The organism is Curtobacterium flaccumfaciens pv. betae (assembly GCF_026241855.1).
GTDB classification, from domain to species: Bacteria; Actinomycetota; Actinomycetes; order Actinomycetales; family Microbacteriaceae; genus Curtobacterium; species Curtobacterium flaccumfaciens.
In genome coordinates this window covers 1656005-1669793 of record NZ_JAPJDC010000001.1, presented here as the reverse complement: position 1 = coordinate 1669793, position 13789 = coordinate 1656005, and the positions used below count along the sequence as shown (strand labels likewise).

Annotated in this window: 12 protein-coding genes; 2 read left to right on the top strand and 10 right to left on the bottom strand. The window is 73.2% G+C overall.

Translation table 11 applies throughout. The annotated features are described in order from the left end of the window. Positions 1–3 precede the first annotated feature (3 nt). From ORG17_RS07905 to ORG17_RS07880, 6 genes are all read right to left on the bottom strand, one after another. On the bottom strand, positions 4–987 hold the full coding sequence (locus ORG17_RS07905) for a helix-turn-helix transcriptional regulator (RefSeq protein ID WP_214528147.1): 984 nt from the start codon (positions 985–987) through the stop codon (positions 4–6). 130 nt (positions 988–1117) lie between these two features. Continuing rightward, the gene (locus ORG17_RS07900) at positions 1118–1531 is read right to left on the bottom strand and encodes an ATP-binding protein (protein WP_035808261.1); all 414 of its coding nucleotides are present in this window, start codon (positions 1529–1531) and stop codon (positions 1118–1120) included. Then, complete coding sequence (locus ORG17_RS07895; RefSeq protein ID WP_017886068.1) at positions 1531–1866, bottom strand: STAS domain-containing protein; 336 nt, start codon at positions 1864–1866, stop codon at positions 1531–1533. Before ORG17_RS07895 ends, ORG17_RS07900 begins: the two co-directional genes overlap by 1 nt. A gap of 59 nt (positions 1867–1925) precedes the next feature. Then, a complete protein-coding gene (locus ORG17_RS07890) occupies positions 1926–3134 on the bottom strand; it encodes a multidrug effflux MFS transporter (protein ID WP_301565232.1) in 1209 nt (402 codons plus the stop codon). Positions 3135–3766: 632 nt separating this feature from the next. Beyond that, positions 3767–6424, bottom strand: a complete 2658-nt coding sequence (locus ORG17_RS07885) for a phosphoenolpyruvate carboxylase (RefSeq protein WP_214527751.1) — start codon at positions 6422–6424, stop codon at positions 3767–3769. A gap of 171 nt (positions 6425–6595) precedes the next feature. Beyond that, positions 6596–7279 (bottom strand): biliverdin-producing heme oxygenase, encoded by a 684-nt coding sequence (locus ORG17_RS07880; RefSeq protein WP_214527752.1) that lies wholly within the window; start codon positions 7277–7279, stop codon positions 6596–6598. Between the two features lie 84 nt (positions 7280–7363). Between ORG17_RS07880 and ORG17_RS07875 the strand changes: the two genes are divergently transcribed. Next, entirely contained in the window at positions 7364–8209 is an 846-nt protein-coding gene (locus ORG17_RS07875; RefSeq protein WP_110863873.1) for a siderophore-interacting protein, read from the top strand. A gap of 487 nt (positions 8210–8696) precedes the next feature. After that, entirely contained in the window at positions 8697–9263 is a 567-nt protein-coding gene (locus ORG17_RS07870) for a GIY-YIG nuclease family protein (protein WP_214527753.1), read from the top strand. Positions 9264–9291: 28 nt separating this feature from the next. On the opposite strand, the gene ORG17_RS07865 is transcribed toward ORG17_RS07870, so the two are convergent. The 4 genes from ORG17_RS07865 to ORG17_RS07850 form a co-directional block, all read right to left on the bottom strand. Continuing rightward, entirely contained in the window at positions 9292–10842 is a 1551-nt protein-coding gene (locus tag ORG17_RS07865) for a GMC family oxidoreductase (RefSeq protein WP_214527754.1), read from the bottom strand. Next, the gene (locus tag ORG17_RS07860; RefSeq protein ID WP_214527755.1) at positions 10839–12230 is read right to left on the bottom strand and encodes an alpha/beta fold hydrolase; all 1392 of its coding nucleotides are present in this window, start codon (positions 12228–12230) and stop codon (positions 10839–10841) included. The genes ORG17_RS07865 and ORG17_RS07860 overlap by 4 nt, the downstream gene beginning before the upstream one ends. An 82-nt stretch (positions 12231–12312) precedes the next feature. Then, positions 12313–13320 carry a hypothetical protein gene (locus tag ORG17_RS07855; protein ID WP_214527756.1) on the bottom strand — a complete coding sequence of 336 codons (1008 nt, stop codon included), beginning with the start codon at positions 13318–13320 and terminating at the stop codon, positions 12313–12315. A gap of 92 nt (positions 13321–13412) precedes the next feature. Further along, complete coding sequence (locus tag ORG17_RS07850; protein WP_214522219.1) at positions 13413–13664, bottom strand: DUF4287 domain-containing protein; 252 nt, start codon at positions 13662–13664, stop codon at positions 13413–13415. Positions 13665–13789: the final 125 nt, after the last annotated feature.

Below are 13789 nucleotides of genomic sequence, written 5' to 3'. Positions count from 1 at the left end.
GCGTCAGGGCTGCAGGACAGCGCCTCGGGGCTGCTGCAGCGTGTCGCGCGGGTACTGCCCGAAGCGCGACGCGTACGCCGCCGAGAACCGGCCGAGGTGCGCGAAGCCCCAGCGCAACGCCACGCTCGCCACCGTCAGGTCGCCCGCCGACGCACGCCGGAGTTCCTCGTGCACGCGGTCCAGGCGGATCCCCCGCAGCAACGCGTTCGGGGCCGTTCCGACCTGCCGCTGGAACGCCTGCTGCAACCCCCGGACGCTCAGGCCGACGTGCTGGGCAACGTCGGTGGTGGTCACGGGCGTGTGGGCGAAGGCGTGCATGAACTCCACGGCCTCGCGGACGCGACCCGTGGCTCCCTGTGGCAGCGCGACGTCGGGGGCGATGGACTCGTGCGGGAACGTGTCGAGGAACGCCAGCGCGGTCTCACGAACGGTCTCGGCGAGGGCCAGCGCGGTGAGTGGTGCCGGGCCGAGCACGATCGCTGCGGCTCGTTGCACCCGGGCGTTCCAGGCGCGGAGGTCCTCCGGCCGGGGCGCGGCGGTGTGGTCGAACACGAGGGGGCCGGGCCGGGTGCCGTGCACCTCGGCGGCGACGCGCTCCAGGTACGTGCGGTCGAACTGCACGAGGCTCTGGCGGATCTCCTGCAGGTCGAAGGCGAAGGGGCGCCGTGTCGGGAACACCCGGGGTGTCCCCGGTGCGAAGTCGACCTCCTGGCGACCGACGTCGACGCGGCCACCGCCGTCCGAGGTCCACATCACGACGTACTCGTCGGGGACCTCGACCTCGCCCTGCATCCGCCCGTCGAACCGGGTGGAGCGGAACGTCATCGATCCGTCGCCCACGACCTGGAACCGGTACGCGAACGGACGATCGGTCCGGGACGCCGAGAACCCCGTGCTCTCGTAGGCCTCTTCGTACAGTTGCACGGCCGCGTCGAGTCCAGCGCCGGACGTCTCGAACCGGATCCGGGGATCAGGCTCGACAGTCATCGCGCGAATCGTGACACGGTGTCCGGGAAACGCGACAATCCGCGATCCGTCATTGCGGTTTACGGCCCACGGAGTGCGCTGGGCGGACGACCGGTGCGGCTCCGTCGATGCGTGACGGCCGTGCTCCCGCTCAGTGCCGGGAGCGCAGCACCGTCCAGCGGTTCCGATCGGCCACGCGTTCGTACCGCAGGTCGTCGACGACCATCCGGACGAGGGCGAGCCCGCGACCACCCTCGGCGAAGTCGTCGGGCAGCACGGCAGCGTCGGGATCCACCGTCGCTGCGACCCCGTCGTCGGACAGCAACGCCTGGAAGCGCTCGTCGCCGATCTCGAGCCGGAGCTCGCACGAGACGCCGTCCGGCCGGGCGCCGTGCTCGATGACGTTCGAGGTGAGTTCGACCAGGGCGAGCTCGAGGGCCATCCGGTCTTCGGCGGCGACGGACGGCTCGTGCTGCCACACGCCCGCGAGGAAGTCGTGCACGGCGGACACGTCGTCCGGAGGGCACGCCAGTGCGAGCATGTGCTCGGCGACGGGGGCGGTCATCACCAGTCGGTCACCGCGGCGTCCCCGTCGGGGTACGTCCGCAGGATCTTGTCGATGTTCGAGAGCTTGAGCACCATCTGGACCTGTTCCGACGGCGCCGCGATGCGGAGGTCGCCGCCGGCCTGCCGCGCGGTCTTGAGGCTGCCGACCAGGGCACCGAGGCCGGAGGAGTCCATGAACTCGACCCCGGAGAGCTCGACCACGAGCCGCGAACGCCCGTTGCCGACGATCTGGGCGACGGTCTCGCGGAACGTGGGCGCGGAGACCATGTTGAGCCGGCCGCTGCACTCCAGGACGGCGGTGTCGGTCTCCGCCTCGTGTACGACGATGTCCATCTCGGTGGGTCTCCTCAGATCGGTGCGCCTTGCAACCAGCAACCTACCGGCTCAGACCGTCAGTTGTGGGACCGGTTTCGCCGCGCCGCCGTCACCTGGACCACCACGGCCGCGGCCATCAGCGCTGCCATCACCGCGCCCATCGCCAGTGCCGTGCCGCCGAGGGCTCCGGCGAGCGGGGTGCCGAGACCGCCGATGCCGAAGGTCAGCCCGCCCTGCAGGGCGGCCGCGGTCCCCGGGTGCGCCGCGCCGACGTGCTGGGTGCGGGTCATCGCCGCCGGCAGGACGAACCCCCACGCGGCCGTCACGACCGCGAGGGCGCACCACACCGGCACGGGCCCGAGTCCGAGGAGCGCCGACACGAGCACGGCCGTGGCCCCGACCGTCCCGACGACCAGGCCCAGGGTCAGCAGGGCGTCTTCGGTGAACCGTCCGACGAGCCGACCGAACAGCAGCGTCGTGACGATCATCATCGACGCGTTCGTGGCGAAGACGAGCGTGTACAGCCCCTCGGAGAACCCGAACTCCGACTGGAACACGAACGAGCTCGTCGCGATGTACGCGAAGAACCCCACCGTCGACAGCACCCCGCTCAGCACGTAGGCCCGGAACCGCGGGATCGCCAGGAGCTCGCGGATGCGCCGCCCGTTGGCCGCGAACCCGACGCCACCGCGACGCTCCGGCGGCAGGGTCTCGCGGAACCGCAGCACCACGGCCACGAAGAACACGGCACCGAGCACGGCCAGCACGACGAACATGAGCCGCCACGTGCCGACCGTCAGCACCGCTCCCCCGGCCAGCGGGGCCACCACGGGGCCGATCGCATTGATGGCCGCGAGTGTGCCGAAGACCTTCGCCATCCGGGTGCCGCTCGTCACGTCGGACACCATCGCCCGACCGGCCACGGCGCCCGCGGCACCGGCGAGTCCCTGGGCGACGCGGGCCACCACCAGCGTCACGACGTCGGGCGCGAGCGCGCAGCCGACCGACGCCAGGGCGAACAGGGCGGTCCCGACGACGAGCATCGGCCGACGTCCGATCCCGTCACTCACCGGTCCGACGAGCAGCTGGCCGACCGCGAAGGCCACGAGGAACGCCGTGAGCGACAGCTGCACCGCGCCCGGCGTGGTGTCGAGGTCACGCGCGATGGCCGGGAGTGCGGGGATGTACATGTCCGTCGCGAACGGCGAGACCCCGACGATGAGCGCCAGCGGCACGATCGGGGGCAGCACGGTCGTCGTCGGTCCCAGGCTGCGCTCCGTCGTCACCTCGGACACGCTACGCGTCCCCGAATCGATTCGACAGGCACTTCGAGAGCAGCAACGGTCGGGTCGAGGTGCTGGACGCGACCGTTGCTGCGCACGGAACGCGGGCCTTGCGACGTGCGCGCGGACGGACGGGAGGCCCGGTGCGGGCCCGCCACGGGCCTCCCGTCCGGTGCCGCGAGCGGTCACGACACCCCGCTCACGTCCGCCGAGCGGTCGCGTTCCGTCGCCCGGCGACGGCGCAGCCGACGCTTCGTGACCACTCGGCCGGGGCCACCCGACGTGTCCTGACCTCTCGGGCGGAGCGGCGGCGCGAGGCGCGCGCGGTCACGACACCCCGCTCACGTCCGCCGAGCGGTCGCGTTCCGTCGCCCGGCGACGGCGCAGCCGACGCTTCGTGACCCCTCGGCCGGGGCAACCCGACGTGTCCTGACCACTCGGGCGGAGCGGCGGCGCGAAGCGCGCGCGGTCACGACACCCCGCTCACGTCCGCCGAGCGGTCGCGTTCCGTCGCCCGGCGACGGCGCAGCCGACGCTTCGTGACCACTGGGCGGAGCGGCCCGGGACGTGCGCGCGGACGGACGGCAGGCCCGGTGCCAGCTGGCACCGGGCCTCCTGTCCGTCGGTCGGGGGCGTCAGCCCGTGTTCTGCAGGCCGGCCGCGATCCCGTTGACGGTGAGCAGCAGGAGCCGGTGGTCGGCGTCCGTCGGGTCCGTGCTGCCGGACGTGCGGATGGCGCGCAGCGCGCGGAGCTGCAGGTGCGACAGCGCGTCGACGTACGGGCTGCGGAGGCGCACGGCGCGGGCCAGGACGGGCCGGTCCTCGAGCACGTCGCTGCCGCCGGAGACGCGGAGCACCCAGTCGCGGGTGCGGACCATCTCGTCGAGCACCTTCGCGGCGAGGTCGTCGCGGTCGGCGAGCTCGAGGTACCGGCGGGCGATGTGCTCGTCGGTCTTCGCGAGCGACATCTCGACGTTCTTGATCATCGCGGCGAACAGCGGCCACTCGGCGTATGCGGCGCGGAGCACGTCGACGTCGCCGACGGCCTCGAGCGCGGAGCCGAGCCCGTACCAGCCGGCGAGGTTGATGCGCGCCTGCGTCCACGAGAACACCCACGGGATGGCGCGGAGGTCCTCCAGCGACTCCACCGACAGGCCACGACGGGCCGGGCGGGAGCCGAGGGGCAGCAGGCCGATCTCCTCCATCGGGGTGACCCGGGCGAACCAGGGCGCGAAGCCGTCGGCCTTGACCAGGTCGTAGAAGGCGACGCGCGAGACGTCGTCGAGCTGCTGGGCGAGGTCGGCGAACCGGGCGGCCGCGGCCGCGGTGCGCGCCTCGTTCGACGGCGACGACGCGAACAGCGTCGCCGAGGCCATCTGCTCGAGGTGGCGGGCGGCGATGTCCTGGTCGCCGTACTGGGCGAAGATGACCTCACCCTGCTCGGTGAGCTTCAGGCGGCCGTCGATCGACCCCGGCGGCTGCGCGAGGACGGCCTCGTTGGCGGGACCGCCACCGCGGCCGAGCGAACCGCCCCGGCCGTGGAACAGGGTCAGCTCGATGTCGTTGTCGCGGGCCCAGTCGGCGATGCGGGCCTGCGCGTCGTACAGCGCCAGGTTCGCGGACACCGGGCCGACGTCCTTCGACGAGTCCGAGTAGCCGAGCATGACCTCGAGCCGACGGCCGGTCGCGGCGAGGCGTCGCTGGAACGCCTCGGTGCGGACGGCCTCGTCGAGGATGTCGACGCTGGCGTGCAGGTCGGCGAAGGTCTCGAACAGCGGGATGACGTCGAGCACCGGCGCGGCCTCGGCGGACCCGAGCGCGGCGACCGCGAGTTCGTGCACGTTCGCCAGGTCCGCCGGGGACTGCGTGAAGGACACGATGTACCGGTTCGCCGCGCGGACGCCGTAGCGGGACTGCAGCCCGGCGATCGTGCGGAACACGGCGAGGACCTCTTCGGTGGTCTCGCTCAGTTCGCCACCGGCGCGGATCTCGGTCAGGGCGGTGCGGTGCACCTGCGAGTGCTGGCGGACCTCGAGCTCGGCCAGGTGGAACCCGAAGGTCTCGACCTGCCAGATCAGGTTCTGCAGCTCGCCGTTCGCCGGGCGGATCGCACCGGCGGCGACGAGCGACGCCTGGATGGTGCGGAGGTCGGCCAGCAGCGACTCGGGGCCGTCGTAGGCCAGCGGCGTGGTGCCGGTCCGGGTGGCGTCGATGCGCGCGGCGACGAACAGGAGCGCACGACGGTGGGTCTCGTTCGGTGCGCGGACGCCGATGCGCTCGGCGATGCCCGGGTCGAGGGACTCCTGCGCGGCGACGAGGGCGGTGAGGCCGGCGTCGGCGGGGGTGTCGCTCGCGTCGAGGGTCAGGGCACTGCCGATGCGGGTGGTCGCGCGGGCGAGGCCGAGCAGGATGTGCTCCGCCGCGATCTCGGCGGCCTGGCGGGTGACGTCGGCCGTCACGTGCGGGTTGCCGTCGCGGTCGCCGCCGATCCAGGTGCCGAACCGCACGAACGCGGGCGCGATCACGGGAGCGCGGCCGGCGTCGTCGCCCTGCAGCCGGTCGTCGAGCAGGCGGTAGACCTGCGGGACGATCTCGAACAGGGTCTGGTCGAACACGCTCATCGCGGTGCGGACCTCGTCGAGCGGGGTCGGCCGGGTGGTGCGGAGCGGGGAGGTGCGCAGGAGGGTCGTGATCTCCTCGAGCAGGCGGCGCTCGTTCTCGGCGCGGGCCGTCGCGTTGCGGGCGCGGTCACGCTCGTCGATGAGGTCCGTGATGCGGCGGACACCCGTGGTGACGGCGCGGCGGCGGGCCTCGGTCGGGTGGGCCGTCAGCACCGGGTGGAACCGCAGGGTGCGGAGGCGCTCGGCGGCCTCGGCCTCGCCGACCTCGGCGACGAGCTCGGCGTAGGTGGCGGGGAACGAGTCCCCGGCGACGCCGCCGTCGTCGCCGCGCTGGCGGAGGACCCGCACGCGGTGGTGCTCCTCGGCCAGGTTGGTGAGGTGGAAGTAGGTGGTGAACGCCTGTGCCACGGCCTCGGCGCGTTCGGCCGACATGCCGGAGACGATCGCCTGGGCACGCGCTGCACCCTCGGCGTGGTCGCCTTCGTAGGCGTCGATCACGGCGGCGCGCAACGACTCCACGTCGTGGAGCAGTTCGTCGCCCCCGTTCTCCCGCAGCACCCGGCCGAGGAGGTTGCCGAGGTACCGCACGTCGGCGCGCAGGTCACTGTCGACCGCACCGCTGACGTCGTCCCGCGCGCGCTCGTGGCGTGCAGATCCGTCGATCGCCGTCATGGAGTCCTTTCCGGGTCGTCCGGGAGGCTGGTCCCGGGTCCCAGCAGCGTATCGGCACCCGGGGGCGCATGACGTCGACCGTCCGGACGGACGCGGGGCCGGGCGGGAGTGCGCAGCCGCTGCGCGGGCAGGCGGGTTCGGGCGGGCTGGCCTGGGTACTGCCGCCGCCGGTCAGGCGGGCACGGACGCGCTGCCCGGCTCCCGACGGAACGGAGCACGGCGGGCATCGAGGCCGGCGAGCAGCCCGCGGTTCAGCTCGTAGGCCAGCTCGACCTCGGCGATCACCCGCTCCTGCTCGTCGGCCGTCCAGGGCGCGGCGTCGAGCTGGGCCCGGTAGGTGTGCTCGAAGTCGCTCGGGTCGGCGACCTGGTCGAAGATGTAGAAGAGGACACCGTTCGTGTCGAACCCGAACCGCTCGGCCAGCACCTGTCCGATCACGTGCCCGCCGGACACGTCGCCGAGGTACCGCGTGTAGTGGTGTGCCACGAAGCCGCCGGGCCACTCGGCCGCGACCTCGTTGAGGCGTCGCACGTACGCGGTCGTCGCGGGCAGCGGGCACACCAGCTCGGACCAGTCCGGGCCGATCAGGTACTCGAGGTCGGCACGGATCGCCGGCATCCGGGTGAGCTGCGCGGTGACGAACGGCGCCGCCACGGGGTGGTCGGCCATGCGTTCCGCCGCCCGCTCGAGCGCGTCGTACACGAAGGCGTACTGTCCGAGCAGGTCCGCGTAGTCGGCGACGTCGCAGTCGCCGCCGAGCAGGTCCTGCATGAAGCCGCTCGTGGCCGAGGCACCGTGCGAGCGCCGCGTGCGACGCCGCAGCAGCTCGGAGAACGGGATGACGGTCGAGTCCATGAGGTAAGGCTAACCTTAGTGATGCGCGCGTCAAGCAGGGATCACCCAGGTGGCGCCGAACCCGCGAGAGGAAGCTCCCCCACGATGAGCTCGAAACCCAAACGCCCCCAGCACGTCTTCGTCGTCGACCGCACCGAACGGCTCTCGCCCCACATGGTGCGCGTGCACCTGGGCGGCTCGGCCTTCGAGGACTTCGTCGCCCAGGCCGACCCCGACCGACTCGGCTCGACCGACAAGTACGTCAAGCTCCTGCTCGCCAAGCCGTCGCTCGGACTCGTGCCGCCGTACGACCTCGAGGCCCTGCGCGAGACCCTGCCGAAGCACGACCGCCCCGCCCGCCGCACCTACACGGTGCGTGCGGTCGACCACACCACGCGGACCATCGCGATCGACTTCGTCGTGCACGGCGACGAGGGCCTCGCCGGTCCCTGGGCAGCGTCCGCGCAGCCGGGCGATCGGCTCGCCCTGTCCGGGCCCGGTGGTGGCTACGCGCCCACCACGGACCCGGCGGTCACGCACGTGCTGCTCGGTGACGACAGCGCCCTGCCCGCGATCGGCGCAGCACTCGAGTCGATGCCCGACTCCGCCACCGGGGTCGCCCTGGTCGAGGTGGCCGGGCCCGCTGACGAGCAGGACCTCCGGCACCCGGCGGGGGTCGACCTGCGGTGGCTGCACCGGGACGCCACCGGCGCCCAGCCGGGCACGCTCCTGCTGGAGACGGCCCGCGGGCTGCCGCGTGCCTCCCGGCCGGTCCAGGTCTTCGCGCACGGCGAGCGGACCGCGATGAAGGCGATCCGTCGGCTGCTGCAGGACGACTGGGGGCTGGAGAAGCGCGAGATGTCGTTGTCGGCGTACTGGGCGCTCGGTCGCGGTGAGGACGAGTTCCAGGAGGAGAAGCGCGAGCCCGTCGGGGTGATCTTCACCGACTGACGGCGGCCTGCGTGCCCGTTCTTTCCCATGGCGGGCGCGATGGCTGGTGGGAACGGGCGTACCTGGTCGGAAGAACGGACCAGGTACGCCCGTTCTCGGTCGGCACGCCCGTTCTCGGTCGGTACGCCGGCGGCCGGGCGCCCGGTACCCGCAGGTACGCCCGATCCTTCCCAGAACGGGCGCGATGGCTGGTGGAAACGGGCGTACCCGGTCGGAAGAACGCACCAGGTACGCCCGATTCGACCAGGTACGCCCGATCTCGGTCGGCATGCCCGTTCTCGGTCTGGACGGCCGGCGGCCGGGCGCCCGGTTCCCGCAGGTACGCCCGTTCCTTCCCAGAACGGGCGCGATGGCTGGTGGAAACGGGCGTACCTGGTCGGAAGAACGCACCAGGTACGCCCGATTCGACCAGGGACGCCCGGTACGCCCAGCGCGCAGCGGCCGGGAGGCCCGGGGCACGTCGGTGGGTCGGGCTAGCGTTCCGCGCATGGTCACCTCGTCGTGCTGCGTGCCGGGTTGCGCGGGCGTGCTCGCGGACGGTCTCGCGGGCGTCCCCCTGTGCGGTGCGCACGTCGCGTTCGTCGCCGACCTCGCGGCCGAACACCCCGGCATCGAGGACACCCTGCCCGGCCCGTGCCCGGCGTGCGGTTCGCGGATCGGGGTGCGCTACCCCTCGGGGATGGTGTGCGCCCGGTGCGAGTGGCGCTGGGGAGAGGTGCCGGACGGCGACCTCGCTCCCCCTCGGGTCGACGTCGTCTACTACCTGCGGATGCGCGACGACTTCGGCGACCGCATCAAGATCGGCACGACGATGAACCCCCGGCAACGGCTCGCGGCGATCCCGCACCAGGACCTGCTGGCGTTCGAGCGCGGTGACCGGACCCTCGAACGCCGACGGCACGCCACGTTCGCCGCCAGCCGGTACCCGGGTACCGAGTGGTTCCGGGTGACGCCGGAGCTCCTGGCCCACGTGGACGCCGTCGCCGCCGGGGTCGACGACCCGTGGGACCTGCACGCCCGGTGGACGAGCGAGGCGCTCGCACTCCGGGGATGAGCCGCGACCGAGCCGTCGGGGCGCCTGCTCAGGCGGCCTGCAGCATGCGGTCGGCGGTGCGGAGCGAGAGCGCCATGATCGTCAGCGCCGGGTTCGCGATGACCGCGCTCGGGAACACCGAGTTGTCGGCGATCCACAGGTTCGGGACGTCCCAGGAGCGGCCGTCCTGGTCGACGACGGAGGTCTCGCGGTCCGTGCCCATCCGCGCGGTGCCGATGGTGTGCGCCGTGCGTTCGAGCACCCGGACGTCCTGGCCACCGGCTGCCTCGACGATGGTCGTCATCGTGCGGACCGCGTGGCGGCGGATCGCCTCTTCGTTCGAGCCCGGGGTGAACGAGACCCGGGCACGCGGGACACCGTGCTCGTCGAGTTCGTCGGTCAGCTCGAGCCGGTTGTCGTCGTACGGCAGGCACTCGGCGTTGATGCCGACGCCGGCCGAGAACGGGTAGTCCTGCAGCGCCCGGACGAGCTCGGCACCGCGGAGTCCGCCACCCCGGACCAGCGAGGTCGCGAAGGTCTGTGGCTGCACGCCCAGGCTCTGGATGAGGTAGCCGCCCGCGAAGTCGGCGTCCGCCGGTCGGACGAAGTCCTCGGTGATGATCGACGACGGGTACCCGCGGTACGAGCGCATCGACTCGTCGAACCGCGCCCACACCTGGGTTGCTCCGTGCGCGGTGAAGTTCCGGCCGACCTGTCCGCTGCCGTTCGCGACACCGGTGTGCAGCAGCAGCCGCGGCGTCTCGACACCGCCCGCGGCGAGGACGAGGGTCCGGCAGCGCTGGCGGTGCTCGCGCCCGTCGGCGGTGTACAGGACGGCCTCGACCCGTCCCGCCGCGTCGAGCTCGATGCCGTGCACGAAGGACTCCGGACGGATCTCGGCACCGAACGCCACGGCGGCGGGCAGGTAGGTCGTGTCCATCGACACCTTCGAGCCGTTGCGGCAGCCCTGGTGGCAGGAGCCGCAGGACACGCAGGCCTGGCGCAGCCCGTGGTGCTCCTGGTGCCGGTCCTCGGTGGTCAGGCCGACCGGGGCATCGGTCGCGGTGATCCCGGCCGCCGCGGTACCGCGCATCATCATGTCCGACGAGGCGTTCCGGCCCGGCGGGCGCATCCGGTAGCGACGGGACGGGTCCCACGGGTAGTGCTCGGGGCCGGCGACACCGACGTCGTGCTCGACCTGCTCGATCCAGCCGGTGAGCTCGGCGTGGCTGATCGGCCAGTCCTGCCCCGCGCCGCTCTCGGTCCGCAGTCGCAGGTCGTGCTCGCTCGGCCGCGGGGTGAACGCGCCCCAGTGCAGCGTCGAGCCACCGACGCCCGTGCCGCTGTTGTTGGGGCCGAAGGCCGTGGGGGCTCCGCCGCCGCTCAGCCGCTCGTCCATCCAGTTGATGTCACCGGGGGCGGCGACCTCGTCCGGCACGTGGTCGCCCGGCTCGGTGTTGCGGCCGGCTTCGAGCGCGACGACCGTCAGGCCACGGCGGGCCAGCGACGCGAGGAGCGGTGCTCCCCCGGCCCCGGTGCCGACCACGACAACGTCGACGACGTCGTCCGTGCCGTACGTGCGTTGTCCGTCGAGTCTCATCGTGTAGCTCCGGTCGTCGGTGCGGTGTCCATCGCGGTGGCGGTGGCGGTGCCGGGGTCGGCGGGGGCCTCGGGTTCCCAGGCCTCGCGCTGGCCCGCCGCGAGCAGCTGGAAGCCCTGCTTGCGGACGCCGTCGCCGCCGTTCGCGTAGCCGTCGAAGTCGATGGCGGCCATGGTGGCGGGGTGTGCAAGCCAGTGCTTCACGAGGTCGACGCTGGCGTCCTCGAACCACGCGCGCAGCTGTTCGGCGTCGAGATCGCCGTCGGCGCGGTACCGCCCGGCAGCCACGGACTCGAGGGCCTGGTCGAGCACACCGTCGCGGGCGGGCGCGGCGAGGACGTCGAGCGCGGCGCGGTAGGCCTCGGCGTCCACCGGCAGGCTGTCCGGCCGCCAGCCGTCGCCGAGCCCTGCGGCCAGCTGCGCATCGACCCGCAGTGCCAGGTCGACCTGGTCGGTGCCGGGCTGCGGGACGACGATCCGCGCGACGGCACGCAGCGTGCCCAACTGCGTCGGCGTCAGCGCGTGGGGTGCAGCCGACGGGTCGTCGGGCAGGGCGCGCTCGGCGAGCAGGCCTCGGGTCCGGGCGCTGACCCGCGGCGAGGCGATCACGCGGGCGTGCTCCACGGGGACGACCGGCGACCCCGTGACCCGGCGCTGCCAGAAGTCGCGGATGCGCTCGGCCACGGCCTCGGGCTGTTCCCAGGGCAGCAGGTGGGCGGCGCCGTCGACGACGTGGAGCTCGCTGTTCGGCCAGTGCGGCAGGGTCAGGCGACGCTGGGCGTCGGCATCGAGGTCGCCGTCCTCGGCACCGGCGAGCACCAGGGCGGGCACCGGGTTCGGTGCGGCGTCCGACCAGTCCTCGCGGCTGCCGCGGGACAGCCAGTCCGTCCAGGCCGCGGGGTCGGTCCGCTCGACGTCCTGCACCGCCGCACTGTGCCGCGCGGGCGCCAGGGGTGCCGCGGTGTTGGCGGCGACGAACTCCTCGGCGTCCTCGGCGCCGATCGGGCCACCGGCAGCCCACGAGAGCATCGTCCAACGGCGGTCGTCGTCCATCGGCTCGGGAGCGAGGGGGGACGCGGCGAGGAGCACCACGGCTCGCAGCCCGAACAGGCCGTTCGCGCCGGAGATCGTGCGGTCGGCCACCACCGTGGCGACCTTGCCGCCCATCGAGTGCCCGAGGAGCATCCACTCCGTCGAGCCGCTCGCCCCGATCGCGCGCTCCACCAGGACGGCCATCTCCTCGACGGTGGTGCCGGACGACGCCGGGCTGCGACCGAAGCCGGGCAGGTCGATGCCGATCAGGTCGAGGTCGCCGAGGAGCTCAGCGCGCAGCAGCGCGAACTCCTCGGAACTCGCGCCGAGGGCGTGGAGACAGAAGACGGTGGTCACCCTGTATACCTACCCGTCGCTCGCGACCGCTCCCAGCCGGGCCGTACCCCGTGCCGCCGCGCCTGTACCCCGATCGGCGGCGTCACCGGGCGTAGGCGTCGACGAACAGCGCGCCCCGGAGCTCGCGCAGGGTGTCCGCGAGCCGCTCGACGGTCCGGCCGGAGATTCCCGAGACCTGCAGGTCGTACGGGCCGAGCGCCGGCAGCCGCCCGGTGCGGATGCGGACGACCTCCCACCCCACGGCACGGATCGCTCGGTCCTTCCTGCGGTCGGTCTCCTGCCGCGGGCCGACGTGCTCGAGCCCGTGCCGACCGGTGGAGTCGTACTCGATGGCGACGCGGAGCTCGGGCAGGATGATGTCCGGCCAGGCCTCGACGTGGTCGAAGAACGGCCGGTCGAGTCGGATGGCGGAGTGGTCGTAGGTGAACGCGAACCGCTCGGACAGCATGCCCCGGAGTTCGGCTTCGACCGCCGAGGCCGTCGCCGGGGCGCAGACGCTCGTGAACGATTCACCCGACGGCAGCCGCGGGGTCTTCGGGCAGATCGTGCGGGGAGCGGACTGGGCGGTCCGACGGGGTGCACCACCGGCCGACCCGGCCGAGCCTGCCGACCCGGCCGACCCGGCGACGGGCCGACGAGAGCGGGCACGGCTCGACGCGACGGCTCCGGCCGGGACCCCGCGCACCGGAGCCGCCGGCAGGGTCTGTCGTCCGGCGCTCCGGACGACCCGCTGCGGCACGGGCACCGTCTGGGGCCAGTCCGACGGCAGCACCGGCCACCGCTGGGGGTGGGCCTGCACCGCGCACTCGGGGCACCACACGGAGCGACGGCGCTCACGGCCGGGACGGGACCGCTGTTCGGACGGGGTCGCGACGAAGACGTGCCCGACGTCGCACTCCCAGGTGAGCAGGACCTCGGCCGCCGGGGGGACCTGGGTCAGGACGACGCCGTGGTTCCAGTCGGGGTGGTACTGCCGGATGAGCACCGGGTACGGCGCCCAGTCGGCGCGGAACTGTCCGACGGCGTACGGCACCGCTTCGCCGCGCGACCACTGTCGGCGGCGCCACCACGCATCGACGGGTTCGGCCACCCCACCACGCTAGGAACGACCACCGACACCCGCTGCACCACGCAACGAGCAGCGCGAGCGACACCCGCCACGGCACCGCACCGCACGTCGGCTCAGGAGGCCAGCGCGTGCTTCACGTAGGCGACCAGGGCGTTCGCGTGCCCGTGCCCGAGGCCGTGCTCGGACTTGAGCCACCCGACGACCTCCATGTGCTGGTGGCCGTCGAGCCGGTCCGCGACCAGGTCGAGCCACTCCTGCACCGGGCGCCCGTAGGTCGCCTCGATGCTCGGGAAGTACGACGCCGGACCCTTCACCTTGGTGCCGTCCGCCGGGGGCACCGGGGCGGTCACACGATGCGCTGTCATGGCGCAACGGTAGCGCTCCGTCCGCCGTCACGGAACGTCACGCGGGGCAGGCGTTCTGTGACGCCGCGTTGCGCCGGATGGCCGGGTGTTGCGTCGCGTGGCGGGGTGTTGCGCGAGGCGTTGTC